The sequence below is a fragment of the Bacillus sp. PSXD-155 genome, from assembly GCF_049310765.1.
Lineage (GTDB): Bacteria > Bacillota > Bacilli > Bacillales > Bacillaceae_G > Bacillus_A > Bacillus_A cereus.
Window position 1 is genome coordinate 64,689 of record NZ_JBMOWC010000016.1, and the last position, 19,237, is coordinate 83,925.

Sequence of the window (19,237 nt, forward strand, 5' to 3'; positions counted from 1 at the left end):
ACATATTAATCCATTAACTCCTGCTGCTTTTTCTTTGAAAATGATTGTAGTACTAGATCATACGACCAATCAATCATTTTATTAATTTGCTCCTGCTCTATACCCTTATGAATATAAACGGTATTCCAATGTTTTTTATTCATATGATACCCTGGAATAATTGTTTCTGGATAATCTTCTCTTATTCTTAATGCGACTTCTGGATCACACTTCAATGTAATCGCAGCTTTTTCGCCTTCTTCATGATTTACTATCGCAAATATTTTATTATTAAGCCTCATACATGTTGCACTCCAGCCATCTGGAGAATCTTCTGTCGCTTTTCTTTTCGATAAACAGTACGCTCTTGTTGCATTCATTTTAATTGGCACCTCTTATTCTTTCCCTGTTTGATTACGATGCATCACAATTTGCTTCGTTGCTTGAAATTGCTGCTCACCGTAAAACTTTATTAGCTTCTCACCGCAAAATAGACTAACAATATCAATATGAGATATTTCTCGAAGTAATATTGTAAGCATTTTCTCTCCAATACCTTTATTTCTTACACTCTCATGTACGACAACATCTTCAATGTATGCTCGAAAAACACCATCAGAAACGACTCTAGCAAATCCAACTAATTCATTTTCTTCCCATACTCCAATGGCTATACTATTCTTTAACATTTTTTCAATATCGACTTCTTTTCTTTCTGGCCACCAACCGACAGAATCATAAAGCTTCTTTATTTTTTCTGCACAGATTGGTTGTTCTTGTTGCAATTTATACGTGTACATATGCTTTCTCCCATCAACCAGTATACATAATACTATTATAATCTCTTTTCAAAAAAGTGCTGACTATGACCTTTCGGATGATCTTCAACGACACCATACTCCCTGTAACCGTGCTTTTTATAAAATTCTGGCGCTTGAAAACTAAATGAATCTAGCAATATTAATCTGCACTCTTTTTCCTTCGCAATTTCTTCAATTTTATGTAAAAGTTGGCTACCATAACCGTCATGACGAACTGATTTATCAACCCATAAAAAGTCGATATGAAGATGATAAAAATACATCGTACCTGTTACACCACCAAATATTTTTCCTTCTTCATTTTTTACTACGAGGCTTACTTCTTCCATCGGCTGTTTTACTTCATCTGTTAAGATGGACATATTATATTGAATAACTTTATTTTTAATGTATTCTCCTTCAATACGTGTACCGTTCTCTATATGTTTCATATACATTGCTTCCTTTCAACTTAGTAAGCTACATTTTATTTTTCCCCTTTAAAATACTAATCAAAACGAGTCCACCATATGTAACAAAGCATGAAAAGCCAATTATCCCTGGTACAGAGACATAGCCTACCCTTATGTAACTTATAACTGCAAAACAAGCGATAGACAATAAAATAGATGGCCAAAATATAACAGCTATTTTTCTTCGTCCTCGTTTCGATGTACTTTCTTTCTCTTCAGAAACACGTGTGCCAAAAAGCAATACAATACAAATAAGGATCGCTGCAAAGTAAATTGTATCTAATGACAAATTGTGATCATATAGTGCGATTCCAACTTCAAGAGCAATAATCGTTAAAATTAAAATAATGATTGTTGAAGTCTTTAAGTTTCTTTTCAATCGCTCACTCCTAGCATGCTTTCACTATATTCTTTGTATATGTACTTTAAAACTGCTGCAAAAGCTTCATCTACCTCTTTATTTTCACGTCGATTCGGTAAAGCTTTTCCCCCCATCACATAAAGAAGCGGAAATTCGTTAAACATTCCTATTATACCAATAAATTCAATATCGAATATAAAAAAACTTTTCGGCAGCTCATATCAGCTATTAAAATAAGAAAAAGGTAGCATGAATTTTTTCTTGCTACCGAAAAATATTTATTCTTCTATAGGATTTTCAGGACCGTTAAGTTCCAGCTGATAAAAAGCTAAATCTAGCCATTTATTAAACTTATAACCAGCTTTTTTTATTGTTCCTGCATGAATAAATCCATAGTTTTGATGCAAGGCAATACTTTTCTCATTCTCTGCATCAATTCCAGCAATTAAGGTCATATACTCTCTTTCCTTTGCAATTTTGATTAATTCTTTCATTAATGAAGACCCAATGCCATTTTTTCTATATGCCTTATCTACATACACAGAATGTTCAACTGAATATTTATAAGCAGGCCACGCTCTAAATGGGCCGAATGTCGCAAATCCTACTACTTTATTATCTAATTCACATACGAAAATTGGATACCCTTCAGCCTTTTTTTGTTCATACCAATCTATTCTATTTTCAAGGGTTACAGGTTTATACGCATATACAGCTGTTGTATAAAGTATCGCATCGTTATAAATATCTAAAATGTATGCTAAATCTCTTTTCTTTGCTTCCCTTATCATTGTTTTCTTCCTTTCATCATGTTCATCTTATTTCACTATCTTTTTAATAGTTTTATTTTATCGAAATTTCCGATTTTTATCTACATACGAATACTAGCTTTTCGGAAACCATCAAATATATTTATTGCAGCAGATAATGTGTAAATTACAATTCCACCGCCAACTAACCACGTTTTAAATCCCTCTGGGGAAATAGTAAATGCATTTGCCAAATACGTAATAAACCCTGCGTTAAATACATGTGGATTTACTACAATTACAATGAATACTATCGTCCCAGCTATTTGAAGAATAGCATTCCCAATCGCCAATCTTTGAGTCCATTGTCCCTGCACTAATTTATAAAGGGATATACATATTTCAAAAACGATCATAATTACAACGATTGGCCAGTACTGCAATAAAACATCTTGATTAAAAGTTGGCGAAACAAACTTCAGTCCATTTGCCGTACCGTTATATACGCCAACAAGATGATTCGCATAAAAGTAAAGTGTAGCCCAAACTGCTGTCCACATTAAACCTGCAAAAACTTCAAACTTCGAGATTGCTTTTTTCTTTGGGATATACGAGATGTTTTTCAAATCATCTGGTGTCCATTTTTTTAAACTTGTCGTCAACGGCTCGATACCTTTGTCTTTATCTGTTCTTTCTAAAATAACAAACACAAGTGTCAACCAGAAAAATACATGGAGGCCCACTTCAAAAATTTCCCCAATGCCTTTACCTATCAATTGCAAAATAACATTTAATACCGCTTGATCACCACTATAGCCTATAAAATTTTCTGCAACCATTGATATGAGTGCAATGACAGCTGCGATTGGTATAATCATTTTTAACAACGTTGTATATACATCAAAATAACGTGGTCCAATTAAATGCATCGGTCTATCCAAATAACCATTAGCCAATGAAACCGGACTCCCCAATTTTTTGAGAACGCTCTTTACATCTTCCTCACTATAATCTTCAGGTAACATATCCTCTATAGTTGACCTTAGTTCAAGTGTAATATCTTCACTATTTTTTTCAGGTAATCTCTTCGCAACCTCTTGGATATAGAGATCAATTAAATTCATTCTCTTCCTCCTCCTTTAATAAGTTATAAAGTTCTTTCGAATCCTTTATCCATTCTTTTTTCAACTGCAAAAATATTTCTAATCCATAATCACTTAAAACATAATACTTACGAGGTCTACTCTCCGTTTTATCCCAACTACTCGTCACTAATTCCTGCTTTTCTAATCGGCGAAGTAGCGGATATAAAGTACTTTGATCAATTGTAATCCCTGATTGCTCCAATAACTGGACAAGTGAATATCCGTACTGCGGCGTTCTTAATTGACTTAAAACGGCTAACGTTAATGTCCCTCTTCTTAACTCAGTAATTAACGAGTTTAATAAAGTATCCATTTACTCACCTCATTTCCATTACTATATGTCATACAGTATGTATTTTATACTATGTATCGTACAGTATTAATGTGACAAAAACTATAATTTTTTACCAAAAACAGATAATGAAAAGCGCAAATTATATGATTTGTGCTTTTTTAGCTAAGTTATATATATCTATAGCACACTAAAAGGTAGCAACCTTAACTACTAAATTACCATGGTTGAATGATTCCTGTTTTATTCTTTATCGGCTGTTGATTTCACACCGTTTTCAGCACCTAATCAACGTTACTTCCTTCATAAACTTCATCTTGTTCAAAATCTTTATTTTTGTTTGGTTTATTAGAGAAAAATAAAAAAACAATTAAATTAGGTTAATTGTTTTTCAAATGCAAAATCTTTATTTTTTTAAATAATCTATGATATTCGAAAAGACAAATTCTCCAAATGCAAGTGGTATATAAATAAACCATAACTTTAATATTGCCTTTGTTTCTTTGTGATCAGAATCCCCCATTAAAACCAACCCTATCCTTTTTCTTCAAATATTTTCTTTTTAATTCCAATAACAAGGAAATTATACCATTTATTAATGTTGTAGTCTATTTTTTCTAAAAATTAAATAAATAAAATTCTTGTATTCCTTCAATATTCAGATAAACATAATAACTTTTTTACGTTTCATCTTCAAAGTCAATAATGAGTCCTGTTAGAACCGCTACATTACCAATCGATTGGATCCCGTGACCAATAAAATCCACCTTAAATTCTTCCCACTCTAACTGCTCTTTTGTGATTCATCGTCACATTATGATGAATCACTCATACATTATCTAGAAGTTAAAAACCCTAATTCACTTTTCTCTTAAAGAGCACAATTCAAATGTGCTCTTTTTAAGTCCGTTCGAATAAAATTCAAAATCCTACTGATAAACAAAAAAATCTCGTTTTTCAATAGGATTCATTAGCTATATATAGCGAACTCCATCGCCTATTACTAAAGTCGAACTGATTTAAGTAATATAAATTCCCCTTTTTCTTTAGAAAATGGAACAACCTCTACAATCGCCTCAACATTAATTACTCCGTAAACATGCGGATATTCTTGACCGTTAGAAGCAAGTTCATATTTTACTTCTGCTTTTAATAGAGCTGGATCAATTGTAAGTAATAAAACATCTTCTTCATGCTTGAAATATTTTTCTGCAACTTTTAAAGCTTGATCTACTAATGAACAATGAATAAATCCCTCTTCTATAAGGGAAGCTTCATTAATTTCTCCAATTATTTTTGCGATTTCCCAATTACTTTTCGTAATTACTTTTGTAATCATAGTAACTCTCCCTTTTTAATTTATGTAATGATATAATAACACTAAATTTTCAACACGTGCTTAATAGATTGGGGACTTATAATGGATAAACCTCTCACTGCATTACAAACTATTATTATACATATGAATACAACTGAGCATTGGCATGATTTTATTTGTTACTGTCAGCATCGCGAAGCGGGACTTCGAAAATTAGCTTATAAACATTTAGAGACATTTATTACAAATGCAAAGAAATGGGAATCAAAAGATCAAGAGGAGTTTGCCATTTCACTGTTTACTATTTTAGATGCATCAAACGAAAAAGATGAGGTGTTAACTTTCTCACTAAATAGTTTTCTAATTGACATTCTATATAGATGGACAGAAAACACCCCATTTGATTCAAGACCTTTTAGATGGATAGGAATTTATATGGACTCTAGCAATAAAGAAGACGATTTAGAAAAATCCCTTCGAAAAGCGATTGAATTAGGTGGTGATACCGAACAAGAAGCCATGATATACCTAGTTTCTAATTACATCAATACTTTAGATTTTGGTACACATGAATTACCGTCAGGTTATTGCGGGGATTTAGGCGAATGTATAGAAAAACTTCCCTATATGCTGCAATTAATTAATAGAATTCAGAATAAGAACATAAAGGAGCAAAACATTGGGCAAATACAAGAACAACTACACCTTATTCTAGATTGGTTAAAACATACACAAACTCCAGTAGATGCTGTTCGTACATGGGAAAAAGAACAAACTAAGAAATTAGAAAATAGCATCGTATATCATTTAAACAACAGCTCAAGTCATTAATTCGTCTACCATTTCAATATAAAAAAGAGGATCTTCATACTGTACTAGAAAATCCTCTTTTTATATTTATCCCACATTAGCTTGCAGTAAAACTCCCCACTGATTATAGTTTTACTTTATTTTAATCCTTTAATTAAAGGTGACGCTTCCCCACTATGGAAAATCCATAAGTCATGAAGTGATCTCGTACATCCGACATATAGTAACTTTGCATCATGTTTTGTGTTTTTGTAGTGTTCTTCATCCACATCAATTAAAAGCACCGCATCAAATTCTAAACCTTTCGCTAAATAGACAGGTACTACTGATATACCACCTTCATATTTACTTTGGTTTGCTTCAATTACGTTTACCATTAATCCTGCATTTGTTAATTTCATATATATATCACGACATTCATCTTCTGTTCTTCCGATTACCGCAATTGTTTTCACATCTGCATTTTGCAAATGTTTTACCGTCTTCACAATTTCAGTAAATTGATTTTCTGCATGAATTACTTTCACATCTTCTCCACTGCGGAAGACTGGTGTTGCGAGTCCTACTGGGATTTCTGCATTTTTAATTATTTCATTTGCAAATTCAATAATTTCTTTTGTAGAACGATAACTTCTTGTCAATTCATAATAACCGGTTTCTTGGAATACTTCCTTAAAAGCATTCCAATCTTCAATTCCTTGGTAATCATAAATCGCTTGCGATAAATCACCTAATATAGTGAAAGAATTACCTAATGTAATTTCTTTTAATACATAAACTTGGAAAGGCGAAAAATCTTGCGCTTCATCAATAACAACGTGATGAAACTTCTGCCCGATTTCGATCCCTGTTATACGATGATGTATGTATATTAAAGCTGGTAAATCTTCTACACACACTTCTTTTTTACGACAACTCTTTTCTGTTTCTTTAACAAGTTCTTCAGGTAATACCTCAAGTATTTCTTTACTTTTTACTATTGAACTATACAGTGAAAGAGCACTCATTTTCGGCCAAAACTTCATATATGCGTTCAGTCTCTTAGTCGCTTCTTTTTTAAGTAATTTTTTCTCGTTTGTTTCCCCGAATTTTTTAAGTTCAATTTCAATCCAGCGCTTCATTCGTCCTACTAATCGTTCTCTTCTTTTCTGTAAAGGATAATGTTTATATTCAACTTGCATCCATTTTTTAACATCTTCTACTGGAATAATCGCTCTATCCCACGCCTCAAAATCTTTTGTCGGAACTAACTCATTTTCAAATTGGATCATTCTCTCTTCAATAAACGTCTTAAATTCCAACGTACCCTTTAATTTACCTAGCATTACCTTCTTTTCATCACGATTAATTGAAAATGCTTCTTTCAATTTTTCTTCTGTCTGCTTTAGTTTCACTGAATCATCTAACGTACGTAATGCCCAATCCGAAAACGTTGTTTGACTAATATTCCCTACACCTAATTCAGGAAGTACACTCGAAATATAGTCTAAAAACAGACTATTCGGCGCAAATACGATCATTCTCTCAGCTTCTAGCTGCTCACGATATTCATAAATCAAAAAAGCAAGGCGATGTAAAGCGATTGTTGTCTTTCCGCTCCCTGCAACCCCTTGAATAAGTAATGGTAAATTTCTTTCCGCTCGAATAATATCATTTTGTTCCGATTGAATCGTTGAAACAATATCCTTTAGCTTATTATCTTTATTCTCACCTAATCGATATAGAAGAAAATCATCGGCATGCGATACATCTTCATTTCCTTTTACATATGTATCAACAACACGTTCAAGTTCTCTTTTTCGAATAGAAATGTTTCGTTTTAAATACACATCACCTTCTACTAACCCATCTGGTGATTGATAAAATGCTAATTCTTCTCCACCGGTAAAAGAATAAAACATACTTGCGACAGGTGCTCTCCAATCAATAATGATTGGTTTCATCGTGTCCATATCCGAAACCCCTACTTTTCCAATATAAATCGGCATAACTGCTTCTTTACCATCTTCCTGAAAATCTAACCTTCCAAAGTACGGCTCTTGCACACCAATACGTAAATTTTGTCTATTAGACTCTCTCATACTTTCAAGAATTTGCTCTTTAAAATCTTCTCCATAATAAACCGGGATTTTTTCAAGCCTATCCAATTGCTCATCCATCGTATGTAAAGTATCCTTCATTTTTTGTAACTCATCTTCAAATATGTTGCTCATTTCGACGATTCCCTCCTGTCCGTTCTAATTTTTCAGTCGAATTATCATTGTATTAAAAATCCAATCATAAAGTCAATAGTTTCCATTTAAATTTTCCGAAAAAACTTACTTTTCATCTTTCTAATTTAAAAAGAATATGCAACATCTAAATCACACAAATACACATATAGTATAATGATGCATGCAAAAGATACTACTTTCTATTTGTCTCCTATTTAATTTATCTATTAAAAAACATTGTAAAAATTAAAGAATTTAATCAATGGGCGTTTTACTGCCCATAAATAGTAGGATAAATAAAAGTAAAGGAGGCTCTTCAAATGAATATTTTGAATCTATCTCAAGATTAAATATGCTTCTATCTGGCTGTATCCTTATGGTTTGTTGGTCAATTATGTATGTTGAAATATATAGACTTACAAAATCCGTCTGGCCATGTGTTATCATGCATGCGATCGAGGATGCTGTTCCTACTGTTTTAGTTACAATAACAGGGATTATTACTCTTACAAACAGTAGTGATTTTTGGTTAAATCCTACTAGCGGGGTCGCTGCTACTGTTTTATTTCTCGGAATTGGAACCGTACTAAGAACTATAAGAATAAAAAGAGAACGACAATTATTCACACAATAAAAAGCAGATAATGAATTCGTCATTATCTGCTTTCCAATTTTTAAAACTACCTTATTATATTTTTTGATACATAAGCCAGTCACCAGATTCTATCACTTTCTTTAACATCTTTTTATCTTGAGCGATATACACATATGCCTCTATTTTCCTATCAGCAACATGTACTGTTTGCGTGATTCGATCATATAAATCAGTCTCCGCATTACCTGTATATTCTTCTAGTTCATCTAACTTACACAATATCTCATCATTTACTACATAAACTTCTCCATACACCTTTTCTTCAATCGAATAAGTCATGGCCGGATATCCTTCGTTCGTATCAAATAATTTTCCATATGTCCAAGCTCTGTCGGCAATGCATGTTGCACCTAGCATATAATGAGCATTCGTTTGTCCTCTTCTTAACGTGCCATAAACGAAAACATGATACATAAATTCTTATCCCCTTTATATGTCTCTACTTTCTTATTTGTAAATAAGCACGAATCATAAAGTAACTCACTTCATTCGGAAGCTGTTCTTTAATAGATTTCAGACCACCCTCTGCATTTTGAACGGCAGTTTCAATAAGAGATTCATACTCTGATGGAACAAAACTTTGCCACTCTACTTCCATTCCATCCTCGTAGCAGCGAATTAAATGGTTTTCGATTGTTTGTCTTGATAAGTTGCGTTCTTTTGCAATCTCATTCAAATCAATACCTTGTTTATACATTTCATACGTTTCTAAATGAGAATTTGCGGACGCTTTTCCTGACTTTTTACGCTCTGAAACTACTTCTGTCTTAATCGTTTCAGCATAATTTGGATTTTCTTCAATAAAATGCTGAACTGCTTGTAAGAAGTGCGAGCCATATTTCACAAGTTTGTGTTCTCCGATACCTTTTACCGTCAACAATTCGGAATCACTTTGCGGCATTTTCACGCACATATCTTTCAATGTTTGGTCAGAGAAAATAACGAACGGAGGTACACCTTCTCCTTGTGCAATTTCTTTACGTACTTCACGAAGCACTTCAAATAAAGGATGGTCTTGAACAATTTGTCTTGTCTCTACTCGTTCTTTTCGTAAAACATTCTCTTTACCAAGTAATACTTCTTTCCCTTTTTCAGTTACTTTTAACGTCGGATAAGTGCCATGTTCAACTGCAATTAACTCGTCTGAAATTAAAAACTCAATAAACTCACTGACCTCTTTTACACTACGGTTCGATAAAAGCCCATACGTTGGTAAAGTATGAAAATTAAATTCAATAACTTTCTTATTCTTCGACCCAGTTAATACTTGCGCTATCATTTGCTTTCCAAAGCGTTGGTTCGTTCTAATCATGCATGATAAAACCATTTGTGATTCCCTTGTCACATCGATGCTCTCGCGATTGTCTGTACAATTACCACAGCGTCCACAATCTTCTTTCGGTTCTTCTCCAAAGTATTGCAAAATGAATGATTGTAAACATTGTTCTGTATGACAGTAATCGGTCATATTTTGCAATTTTTCAAGTTCATTTGAAAAACGTGATTCTCCAGTTGATTGATCAATTAAAAAACGCTGTACTTGTACATCTTGAGAAGAATATAACAATATACATGTACTATCTAATCCGTCACGACCAGCACGTCCTGCTTCTTGATAGTAACTTTCCATATTTTTTGGAAGCTGATAATGAATTACGTAACGAATATTCGATTTATCAATACCCATCCCGAATGCAGATGTTGCTACCATTACACTTACTTCATCTCGTAAAAAGAGTTCTTGTTGCTCATTTCGATCACTATCACTCATACCAGCGTGATATTTTGATACAGAAACTCCTGCCTTCATTAAATCTTCATATAACTGATCGACTACTTTTCTAGTAGCTGCATATATAATCCCAGATTCCTTTTGATTTTGACGAATATAATCCGCCAAATATGCATTTCGATCTTGCCCTTTAATGACAGAAAACGATAAGTTCTCACGCTCAAACGTTGTCATAATTGTATTTTCTTTATTAATTTCAAGTGTATTACAAATATCATCACGTACTTGCGGTGTTGCTGTTGCTGTTAATGCTAATACGAGCGGCTTTTCTGGAAGATAATCTAATATGCGATGTATATGTAAATAACTTGGACGGAAATCATGTCCCCACTGTGAAATACAGTGTGCTTCATCAATCGCAATCATAGGGATTTTCATATCGATAAGTTGGTCAACAAACTCCATCGAATCAAGACGCTCAGGCGCGACATAAAGTAATTTGTAATGTCCTTGTTTCGCTAATTGAATTCGCTGATTTGCTTCAGCAATAGAAATAGAACTATTAATATATGTAGCTGAAATGCCATTCTGTACCAATGTATCTACTTGATCCTTCATAAGTGATATTAAAGGAGATATAACCAACGTCGTTCCTTCAAATACTAATGCCGGAATTTGATAACAAATTGACTTACCGCCACCCGTTGGCATAATACAAACTGTATCTTTCCCATCTAGTACATTTTTAATTGTTTCATCTTGTCCTCTTCGAAACGAAGAATAACCAAAGTAGGACGCTAAAAGTTCTTGTGCTTTAGTAAACAAAAAAGAGTCACCTGCTTTTCTTTATCTTTCATCTACTCCTATTATATCATCTCTTATGCATCATGAAAGTGATGAATACATGACTAACAGCCTGCTTTTTCATTATTTTATGCTTCTTTACGTTTTTGAGAATGATTAGCAATTATAACGAATTTCAAAATAAATACACATTTTATTAATTCTCCTTGAATACTACTAATCTTATACATATGAATTCAGGGGGTTACTATATGAAGCACCGTAATATTAGTTCCATCAAACAGAAAACGGTATCGAACCAACTCCAATTCTCAAATAATGAAGCGTGGAAATATGAATCATACTATAAGTACCAGCCATTACTCTCTTATAAAAAGCTTTTACATTTTCTTTCTCAACTTTTTAGACGTTAATATATGCGCAAAAAATGTATCATTCACAGAAGTTTTCTCAATATTAAACGTATAGACTTACTACAATTCAGTTGTTACCATATATAATAATCTGTTGGATAAATCCCTTAAGTTGACCTGCTTATATTAGCAGGTCTTTTTCATGATTACATACTTCTGTGCACTTCAATCCCACTTCCAAGTCTTTTCTCCATTTTATAACTATATTTAAATCCCAACAATTAATGATAATCATAAATTGTTGGGATTTAAATTGTTCACATATAATTATGCAATTCTTCTTTCTCAATACACAAAACACATTTTACTTGTTACTATAAAAGTACTCCAGATGAGTTTTTGCTCATCGACATTATCTAGTTAATGGGGCCTGCCGCGGGAAGCAGGTCCCTTTGACTTTATGACGGTACCAATTTCATTTGGACACATTTACCAGGTTTTTTCAAAAGAATTTTATGATAACATTACGTAGTCGAGTCCGACATCTCGGCAATACCCTTTTGAGGGTCTGCAACTTCCCTTGCAGACCCTCTTTTACTTTATATTCATTTTATTCATATATGCCACAACATCATTCGTTGAATTTCTCCATTTCAAATTCCCTAAAAATAATCTAGGACACGTAACTAAAAATAAATATTTATCATACTTTGAGTTATACATGTTCAAAGGAGTGTTACTATTTATGTATTCTTATTGGCAATCGTATTACTCCCCCTACCATAACCCTTATGTAAACTATGATTTATCCGTACGTAACTACCGAATTAGTAAAAACGAGAATTTTTTAAAAGGGTATATGCGTTCTTTATGGGAACAACACGTCGCTTGGACGAGATTGGCTATTATAAGTATTGTATTTAATTTACCAGATGTTAACGTTACTGTTGGACGGCTTCTACAAAACGCAACACATATGGGTCTATCACTTGAACCATTTTACGGTGAGGATGCAGTGAAAAAATATAGTGCATTAATTAAAGATCACTTAGTAATTGCAGCGGATCTTGTTAAAGCCGCAAAAGCTGGTGATCAAAATGCAGCGGCCGCTATAGAGAAAAAATGGTACGCTAATGGTGATGAAATTACTCAATTTCTTAACAGTATCAACCCATATATAGATAAAGAAGAATTTAGAAAAATGTTTTATGAACATTTAGCACTAACGAAAGCAGAAGCACTTGCCTTCCTAAACAAAGATTATGAAGCAGGAGTAAAACTTTACGATAAAATTGAAAAAGAAGCATTAGAAATGGCCGACATGATAACAAACGCAATCGTAAAACAATTCCCACAAGTATTTCAATAAAGTGAAACTTTAATCAGAGTAGGTTACTACTCATTAATACTGGATAAAAATAAGTCGATTTCCCAACATAAATCGACTTATTTTTATCCATGATATTTCACCTCTCCTCTTTACATTTAGCTTATATCGATATATTTTATTAATATCCGTTTTTTATAGGAGGAAATAGTTTGATTAACGCCATTGGTCTCGTTTTTATACTCACAAATAAACACGAGAAAAAAAAGAAAGTTTACCTAAATGAAAAATTTGCACTAATAGATATTATTGATTCTAAAGAAGTATTTGATGATGAAGGTAATTCTTTAGTAGAACTAACATGTAAATACAGCATATATTTAGACGAAAAATATTACTGTAAATCTCTCGATGATTATACCGGACAAGTATTTCCTTTCTTAAGTGCAAAAATAGGAAAAGGTCTTCTAAGAAACTTAAACTACTACTTTTCTTACGTTGATGCCTATGATAAGAAACCACCGGTTAAAGAAATAAGACCACTTATGAAACATGTAACTAACAGATAGCGAAAAATACAAAAAAGAAAACATCTAACTCTAGATGTTTTCTTTTTTATTGAAAACTCATTCACCCTCATCCTCTTCTAAAAATACGTATCCAAGCATATTTTAAATTAAAAACATTGGAGGATTAGACTGAATGAAATACTCAGAAACAATTATAAGCAAACGACTTCGAATACTTAAACTAACGGGTATGTTTTTCATGCTAGTATTAATAGCATGGATTGGATATACAAAATTACTTTATGAAAACGGATTCCTTCAAGAAAAAAAGAATTCAGTAGAAGTAATGAATACTAGCATTACAGGAGAAATAGAGCAGCTTTTTCATATAAACTTGCAAGGTTATCGAAAAACAAGCCTTGATGCTGTTATAGAAGCAAGTAAAACCGATCCAAGCGAACTATCCCTAATTGAACTGGTCAACAAATCCTGCTCGCGAGATTGCATAGGCGAACCAGTAACATATGTAAACTCAAACAATGGATATATCTTTTATAAGGAATCTAATGGAACTAATGTAGCTATAACGGTTAAAAAGAAAGACACATGGGTAATTGTAAAGAAATCTGTTCAAGATGGATTATAATTCCCCCCAAAAAAAGAGTACGTATGAACTGCACCTCCAATTGTTAGACTGTGTCTAACAATTGGGGTGCAGTTCAGTATCGTACTCTTTTTTATTATTAATCCCCTTCCTCTTCATCCCTACAATGGCATTTCGGTTTTGTTTTACAATGACATTTTTCACACTCACATTTCGGTTTCTCTTTGCAACAACATTCGTGAAAATCTCTGCGTTTACATCTACATCTCCCAAACATTAAATCATCCCAAAATTTATTGCAATTTCGGGAATGCGCACAATGACAAGTATTCCCCATGAATATACTTCCTCCTAAATAGAATTCATCATATTCTATGTTTGAAAGTATACAAAGGCTTGTATATTAGTCTATTTTCTCCATAACATAAGTAGAGTTAGAAGATTACATAAAAATTAGTCTTATCTCACATACTCATAGTACCACTTACGTGAATCTAACCAAGCTGTAAATTTATCGATATTTCCAGCCGGGTAACCATTCGTTATAGCATAACCAATGCCATCTTTCTGAACGACAATTTGTCCATCAATACCCACATCAACCATCGCTTGAGCCAAAGCTTGTAAATTACTAAATGCTACACCGCCAGTTTTTACTTTGAGCAAATCCACTGCACCTCCTCCAGTTTGTCCTGTAAGAGCAAATACAATAGAATTAGCGATTTTATCAACATTCCATTTTGCCATGTCGGATTCATTGTCAATAAACCCCAATTCTATAAGAATAGCAGGTGCTTTCGTCCCATTTAATACCGCTAAATCTGTACGCTGTTTCGCACCTCGATTACGCCATCCAATATCTTTTGCTAGTTGAGCTGAGATTTTAGCCGCCAAGTCTTTCTGATCATAATACAGAACCTCAACACCCTGTCCATTTCCATTGCTCGCATTAAGATGAAAAGAAATAACTAAATCCACAGCATGGGAATTGCTTTTACGAATAATATTAATTAAATTTTGTGATTGAGTTGTCCCTACCTCGTCCGTATCGTCATAAACCGTGTGTCCCAAGGCTCTTAACTTAGCCGCCACAGCATCTTTAACTTGCCTATCCAGAACGTGTTCTCTCCGATTCCCAAAATTAGCACCTTGAACAATACTATTGTGTCCTCCGTGCAAACTATATCTGGCCATTATTCATCAACATCTCCTTTCTTAATATCCTATTCAAAACTTGTCTCATTGCTATTCCCACTTACAATCTTAACTGCACCAATACGTCATACATTTTCTAAAAGTGAAGGCAATTCGTTTTCGATTAAAAAAAGAGATGTCACTTCACAAATCGGATTCTTTATTCTCTAAATTGTATTAACTTGAATGGTAACACGAACAAAAAAGCATCACCTTTTTGGCGATGCTTAAAAACTCTATTTTACTTTTAGTTCCCTAAATAAAGTTTAAGATCATGGTGACCGAAACTATACCTATATTTCCGCCTCCTCCTTCACTGCCTCTTTTAACCTCTGCAACATATACCCAATTCCTTTACACCCCTCTAGCGGATATGTAATCATTTCTTCTGGATATAACTTTGTCACTACTTTTTTATGCTTCTTCCCTGCTAGTAAGACGATTTCGTCAAACTGTAGTAAACTTTTATCTACCATCTGTTTTTGTAATTTCTCTATACTTATTACCTCATCGCTTTTTGAATCAAATGCAAGATCATAGTTTTTTAATACAATATCATTTGGCCTTAAAAATCCATGTTTCGCTGATAATATAACCCAGTTTTCGAAAAACATGGATGCGTACGCCTGACATGCTTTTCCGAACGGACTAATATATACATCTTTTGCTTCCATCGGTCCGTAGTTTGAATGCTTATCCCAAATTTTCTTTTTTCCGCATGGAATTATACATAGCCTTTTCATATATATTTCTACTCCCTTAACTTCAATAAATAAAATCCATTATTTTGTACATTTTTCTCTCGAAATACTATATAATAATTCTGAAAGTTTTAATTACACATTTTACCATATAAGTACTATGGATCACTCTCAATGTAAATATTATAATACCATAAAAATTTTTCTTTTTTTCTTCAAAATAATAAAAAATAAATTGTAATATTATGATGTACGAATAAAGTTAAAAAGGAGGTTCGTAAAAATGAAAAATATTATCCCTGCACTATTAGTCTATTTTATCGTTTGCGTTATTTCCGTTATCATACCAGCATCTGAAGGATACAATTATGTCGGCTGGAAGTTATTTGTTGGGCAAGTGTATGCGATACCTATTTTCTTCATTACTGCGATAATCACATTTTATATAAACAAGAAAAAATCTTACGAATAAACAATTATAAGGATAGCTAACGCTATCCTTATTTTAATTTGTTAATCAAATCTAAAATAGCCCTTGCAGTACTTTGTATCCTTTCTTCCGAAAAGTCAAACGCAACACCTGTATTTTTATATATTTCCTGTATAGATAAATTCCAATCTGAACTCGCTCCCTCTTTAAAGAAAGTAATCGCTTGTTCCGGATTCTCTCGATAAATTTGAAACAATTGAATCGCTCCTATTTGCGCAATTGCATATTCAATTTTATAAAAAGGAAACTGAACAAAGTGAAATGACTCGAACCAACTAGAACCAATTTCATTCTCTACTCCTGCAATATCAACTGATGAATATTGATACCTTTTACATAGTTCAATATATTTCTCATTTCGCTCTTCTGGTGAATGATTTGGATTTGTATAAAGCCAGTGCTGGAATACATCTCCTGAAACTGACGATATTAATAACGATAAAGTACGATATAATTGAACTCGCTGTACTTCTTTATAATCATCCTCTTGCGTATAAAAAATAGTAAGCTTATCCATTAATAATAACTCCAGGCTAAGGGAATAAAGTTCCGCCACCTCTTCACGAAGGTATCTTTCCTGCATACTACTTTCATTGTTAAATTGTTTATAAAAATGTAATGCATGCCCCAATTCATGTATTAATGCATGAATTGCATAAAATGAAGGACTAAAATTAGAATAAATAAAAACGTCTTTACTATGAGGTAAGGTAAAGCAAGCAGCTCCTGATGCTTTATTTTTCCGTTCTTGTACGTCAATTAATCCCGCTTCCCTTATATGAGTAAATTCCTCATGAAAACATGAATCTGTCTTCCGAAACATTTCTTCAACCCCATCCAATAAATCAATGTAATTTTCAAATGAGGATTTTTGCAAATTACAAGGAGCAAGATCCCAAGGACGATACGTTTTTACATCAAGATTCTTTTTAAAAAGACTTCCTAACTGTTTCCAAATTGGTACAACACACTTTTCTATCGACTCATGAAACTTATAACAATCTTCAATACTGTAATCTCTATTTTTTTGTTTAAAGGCATACTCACTATAATTATTAAACCCTGCATTTAAAGCCATCTGATTCCGCAATTGTACGAGTTCCTTCATAATACAATCTATTTCTATTTTTACTATACTTCTTGCTTCGCATAAAGCGTACCAAGCTTTTTCACGAATAGCTCTATTTGGGTTATCTATCCTTGCTTTTACGTATGCATACGTCTTTTGCTCGCCTTCCCAATTAATAGATATGTTAGACATTATTTCTCTATATTTCGTAATAAGTTCTTGCTCTTTAACGGAAAGCGCTATGTTCTTTTCATTAAACATTTCACTCTTCACAAATCTTGCTTTTTTCATAAATCCATATTTCTGCTCATCTAATAAATCAGAAAACGGACAATCTCTAAATTTCTGGTCAAATTTTGCATTGTATCTTTTTAAAAGTGGCTGAATTTCATTTTGGTTATACATATGTATATCACGTATATTACTATCTTTTGTATCTCTATACATAGCGATTAAATTGATCGTTAACTCTTCTTCTATTTCTGCGTTTAAACGCAGCTCCTCCGAAAGCCAGCTCTCTAATTCTGAAACCGACGTAATATTTCGCTCTAAAAGTGACTGTAATTTACTCTCCAAATCATTCAACATACACAATCCTCCCGTTTTTAATTTTCTGTTTTTTAGAGATAAAAAAGGACAAGTAGCCAATCTGACTACTTGTCCTTGCTGTTTATGTGTACTCAATAAAATTAAGCTTGGAATGCTTCTGTTAATACTGGTACGATTTGTTTTTTACGAGATACAACACCTTTTAAAGTAGCTGTGTTGTTTTCTAGTGATACGTTGTATGCTTTCTCAACAACGTTTGCTGCTTTACCGATCGCAAGACCGACAGAATCGTTAGTTAAGATATCAGTTACAACGAATAAGAATAGGTCTAAACCTTTCTCTTCTACTACTGCAGAGATTACTTTTTCAAGTTCCGCTTGGTGTACAAGAACGTCGTTTGTATCAACAGCGTTTACTTGTGCGATTTCAACTTTCGCATTACCCATTTGGAATTCTTTAGCGTCAAGAGAGATTAATTGCTCCATTGTTTTTCCGCTTAAGTCAGCACCAGCTTTTAACATTTCTAAGCCGTAGCTATCAGCATCTACACCAGCGATTTCCGCTAATTCACGAGCAGCTGCTACGTCTTGTTCTGTGCAAGTTGGAGATTTGAATAGTAAAGAATCTGAAATAATTGCAGATAACATTAAACCTGCAACTTCTTTACGAATTGTAACGCCATTTTCTTTGTACATTTTGTTTAAGATTGTAGCTGTACATCCAACTGGCTCACAACGATAGTATATAGGATCGCTTGTTTCAAAGTTAGCAATACGGTGATGGTCAATAACTTCTAACACACGAACTGATTCGATATCGTTAGCACTTTGTTGACGCTCGTTATGGTCAACTAAAATAACGTTGTCCACTTCGCTTGCTACTGTCTCAACAAAACGCGGTCCTTCTACTTTAAAATAGTCTAACGCAAATTGAGTTTCACCGCTGATTTCGCCTAAACGTACAGGCTCAGCATTCATTCCTAATTCTTTTTTCAATTCTGCATAAGCAATTGCAGAACAAATTGCATCTGTATCTGGGTTTTTATGCCCGAAAACTAGTACTTTTTCCATGTTTTCCACCTCTTCATGAAAAGGATATCTTAAAGAAGCA

At 33.3% G+C, this 19,237-nt stretch carries 23 protein-coding genes and 1 pseudogene; 7 read left to right on the forward strand and 17 right to left on the reverse strand.

From position 1 onward, the window contains the following. Positions 1-5: 5 nt before the first annotated feature. The 9 genes from ACO6VI_RS18430 to ACO6VI_RS18470 form a co-directional block, all read right to left on the reverse strand. Positions 6-359: an MmcQ/YjbR family DNA-binding protein gene (locus ACO6VI_RS18430; protein ID WP_000994622.1), complete on the reverse strand. Its 354-nt coding sequence runs from the start codon at positions 357-359 to the stop codon at positions 6-8. A 15-nt stretch (positions 360-374) separates the two neighbouring features. Further along, positions 375-779, reverse strand: a complete 405-nt coding sequence (locus ACO6VI_RS18435) for a GNAT family N-acetyltransferase (RefSeq protein ID WP_017656469.1) — start codon at positions 777-779, stop codon at positions 375-377. A 35-nt stretch (positions 780-814) separates the two neighbouring features. Beyond that, positions 815-1,231, reverse strand: coding sequence for a GNAT family N-acetyltransferase (locus ACO6VI_RS18440; RefSeq protein WP_000680416.1), 417 nt, complete (start codon positions 1,229-1,231; stop codon positions 815-817). A 28-nt stretch (positions 1,232-1,259) separates the two neighbouring features. Continuing rightward, positions 1,260-1,631, reverse strand: a complete 372-nt coding sequence (locus tag ACO6VI_RS18445; protein WP_065483991.1) for a hypothetical protein — start codon at positions 1,629-1,631, stop codon at positions 1,260-1,262. After that, the gene (locus ACO6VI_RS18450; protein ID WP_176546605.1) at positions 1,628-1,777 is read right to left on the reverse strand and encodes a hypothetical protein; all 150 of its coding nucleotides are present in this window, start codon (positions 1,775-1,777) and stop codon (positions 1,628-1,630) included. The genes ACO6VI_RS18445 and ACO6VI_RS18450 overlap by 4 nt, the downstream gene beginning before the upstream one ends. A 114-nt stretch (positions 1,778-1,891) precedes the next feature. Continuing rightward, the gene (locus tag ACO6VI_RS18455) at positions 1,892-2,404 is read right to left on the reverse strand and encodes a GNAT family N-acetyltransferase (RefSeq protein ID WP_097987248.1); all 513 of its coding nucleotides are present in this window, start codon (positions 2,402-2,404) and stop codon (positions 1,892-1,894) included. 80 nt (positions 2,405-2,484) lie between these two features. Next, positions 2,485-3,486: an HAAS signaling domain-containing protein gene (locus tag ACO6VI_RS18460; protein ID WP_065483996.1), complete on the reverse strand. Its 1,002-nt coding sequence runs from the start codon at positions 3,484-3,486 to the stop codon at positions 2,485-2,487. Beyond that, on the reverse strand, positions 3,473-3,820 hold the full coding sequence (locus tag ACO6VI_RS18465) for a PadR family transcriptional regulator (RefSeq protein WP_063547529.1): 348 nt from the start codon (positions 3,818-3,820) through the stop codon (positions 3,473-3,475). Before ACO6VI_RS18465 ends, ACO6VI_RS18460 begins: the two co-directional genes overlap by 14 nt. A gap of 982 nt (positions 3,821-4,802) precedes the next feature. After that, positions 4,803-5,138: a DUF952 domain-containing protein gene (locus ACO6VI_RS18470; protein ID WP_016122662.1), complete on the reverse strand. Its 336-nt coding sequence runs from the start codon at positions 5,136-5,138 to the stop codon at positions 4,803-4,805. An 81-nt stretch (positions 5,139-5,219) separates the two neighbouring features. Here ACO6VI_RS18470 and ACO6VI_RS18475 point away from each other — a divergent pair, with 81 nt between their 5' ends. Then, positions 5,220-5,948, forward strand: a complete 729-nt coding sequence (locus ACO6VI_RS18475) for a hypothetical protein (protein ID WP_098377108.1) — start codon at positions 5,220-5,222, stop codon at positions 5,946-5,948. A 116-nt stretch (positions 5,949-6,064) separates the two neighbouring features. On the opposite strand, the gene ACO6VI_RS18480 is transcribed toward ACO6VI_RS18475, so the two are convergent. After that, positions 6,065-8,140 carry a HelD family protein gene (locus ACO6VI_RS18480; RefSeq protein WP_161519854.1) on the reverse strand — a complete coding sequence of 692 codons (2,076 nt, stop codon included), beginning with the start codon at positions 8,138-8,140 and terminating at the stop codon, positions 6,065-6,067. A gap of 319 nt (positions 8,141-8,459) precedes the next feature. Between ACO6VI_RS18480 and ACO6VI_RS18485 the strand changes: the two are divergent. Beyond that, a pseudogene (locus ACO6VI_RS18485) lies at positions 8,460-8,774 on the forward strand (CPBP family intramembrane glutamate endopeptidase); the annotation flags it as partial. Positions 8,775-8,828: 54 nt separating this feature from the next. On the opposite strand, the gene ACO6VI_RS18490 reads toward ACO6VI_RS18485, so the two are convergent. Further along, complete coding sequence (locus tag ACO6VI_RS18490) at positions 8,829-9,209, reverse strand: gamma-glutamylcyclotransferase family protein (RefSeq protein ID WP_078993758.1); 381 nt, start codon at positions 9,207-9,209, stop codon at positions 8,829-8,831. Positions 9,210-9,234: 25 nt separating this feature from the next. Beyond that, entirely contained in the window at positions 9,235-11,352 is a 2,118-nt protein-coding gene (recQ, locus tag ACO6VI_RS18495; RefSeq protein ID WP_000494263.1) for a DNA helicase RecQ, read from the reverse strand. 230 nt (positions 11,353-11,582) lie between these two features. Here recQ and ACO6VI_RS18500 point away from each other — a divergent pair, with 230 nt between their 5' ends. The 4 genes from ACO6VI_RS18500 (at position 11,583) to ACO6VI_RS18515 (ending at position 14,166) form a co-directional block, all read left to right on the forward strand. Continuing rightward, a complete protein-coding gene (locus ACO6VI_RS18500) occupies positions 11,583-11,744 on the forward strand; it encodes a hypothetical protein (protein WP_000682734.1) in 162 nt (53 codons plus the stop codon). Positions 11,745-12,429: 685 nt separating this feature from the next. Continuing rightward, positions 12,430-13,053: a hypothetical protein gene (locus ACO6VI_RS18505; protein ID WP_000287723.1), complete on the forward strand. Its 624-nt coding sequence runs from the start codon at positions 12,430-12,432 to the stop codon at positions 13,051-13,053. 170 nt (positions 13,054-13,223) lie between these two features. Further along, positions 13,224-13,580, forward strand: a complete 357-nt coding sequence (locus tag ACO6VI_RS18510; RefSeq protein ID WP_023522187.1) for a hypothetical protein — start codon at positions 13,224-13,226, stop codon at positions 13,578-13,580. 133 nt (positions 13,581-13,713) lie between these two features. Continuing rightward, on the forward strand, positions 13,714-14,166 hold the full coding sequence (locus ACO6VI_RS18515) for a hypothetical protein (RefSeq protein ID WP_000877567.1): 453 nt from the start codon (positions 13,714-13,716) through the stop codon (positions 14,164-14,166). 54 nt (positions 14,167-14,220) lie between these two features. Here the strand turns inward: ACO6VI_RS18515 and ACO6VI_RS18520 are convergent, their stop codons facing one another. The 3 genes from ACO6VI_RS18520 to ACO6VI_RS18530 all read right to left on the reverse strand — a co-directional run bounded on the left by ACO6VI_RS18520 (position 14,221) and on the right by ACO6VI_RS18530 (position 16,061). Further along, on the reverse strand, positions 14,221-14,397 hold the full coding sequence (locus ACO6VI_RS18520; RefSeq protein WP_176510579.1) for a hypothetical protein: 177 nt from the start codon (positions 14,395-14,397) through the stop codon (positions 14,221-14,223). 186 nt (positions 14,398-14,583) lie between these two features. After that, entirely contained in the window at positions 14,584-15,318 is a 735-nt protein-coding gene (locus ACO6VI_RS18525) for an N-acetylmuramoyl-L-alanine amidase (RefSeq protein WP_063547543.1), read from the reverse strand. Positions 15,319-15,611: 293 nt separating this feature from the next. Next, positions 15,612-16,061 carry a DUF6884 domain-containing protein gene (locus tag ACO6VI_RS18530; RefSeq protein ID WP_000824876.1) on the reverse strand — a complete coding sequence of 150 codons (450 nt, stop codon included), beginning with the start codon at positions 16,059-16,061 and terminating at the stop codon, positions 15,612-15,614. Positions 16,062-16,302: 241 nt separating this feature from the next. Between ACO6VI_RS18530 and ACO6VI_RS18535 the strand changes: the two genes are divergently transcribed. Further along, positions 16,303-16,491: a DUF4017 family protein gene (locus ACO6VI_RS18535; protein ID WP_000789485.1), complete on the forward strand. Its 189-nt coding sequence runs from the start codon at positions 16,303-16,305 to the stop codon at positions 16,489-16,491. 28 nt (positions 16,492-16,519) lie between these two features. Here the strand turns inward: ACO6VI_RS18535 and ACO6VI_RS18540 are convergent, their stop codons facing one another. Beyond that, positions 16,520-18,166: a M3 family oligoendopeptidase gene (locus ACO6VI_RS18540; protein ID WP_098033224.1), complete on the reverse strand. Its 1,647-nt coding sequence runs from the start codon at positions 18,164-18,166 to the stop codon at positions 16,520-16,522. A 101-nt stretch (positions 18,167-18,267) separates the two neighbouring features. Continuing rightward, on the reverse strand, positions 18,268-19,197 hold the full coding sequence (ppaC, locus tag ACO6VI_RS18545) for a manganese-dependent inorganic pyrophosphatase (protein WP_000416871.1): 930 nt from the start codon (positions 19,195-19,197) through the stop codon (positions 18,268-18,270). Between the last annotated feature and the right edge of the window lie 40 nt (positions 19,198-19,237).